Origin of the sequence: Staphylococcus pettenkoferi (assembly GCF_002902685.1) — a bacterium.
GTDB lineage: Bacteria > Bacillota > Bacilli > Staphylococcales > Staphylococcaceae > Staphylococcus > Staphylococcus pettenkoferi.
This window is the reverse complement of record NZ_PPRN01000119.1, coordinates 1-378: the sequence shown is the minus strand read 5'-3', so window position 1 is coordinate 378 and position 378 is coordinate 1. Positions and strand designations below refer to the sequence as shown.

Genomic DNA, 378 nt, shown 5'->3' with positions numbered 1-378 from the left:
GTAATATGTAATATAGTAGGTAATATATGAAAATATTTCGTTTCTAACGTTTGGTAATTTAATTTTAATTTCTTATTTATTTTCACACGTAGGAAAAGAATTAAGATAACCGAAATTATAAATGCTACCGAATAAAAGTTAGTATAACCGGACGTATCTATGTTATTAACAAATGGCTTAAACAAAACAAATATTAGTGGTGACAATAAATAGGGAGTTTATTATTACCTAAAGGCTGATAATCGATATTAGTTAACTCTTTCATTTGTTCATTAGATATTAGTTCTCCCTTAATTGGAACAAACCAATATAAAAAAGGAAATACAAATAAGAAAGGATTACGAGATAAATCTAATAAGTAATATCTATTGTGAAAAT

Annotated in this window: 1 protein-coding gene; it reads right to left on the bottom strand. The window is 24.9% G+C overall.

Features of this window, described 5'->3' with window-relative positions; all coding sequences use genetic code 11:
• Nucleotides 1–193: 193 nt before the first annotated feature.
• On the bottom strand, nucleotides 194–378 hold a 185-nt coding region (locus CD126_RS11960; protein ID WP_142381380.1), incomplete at its 5' end, for a DUF443 family protein.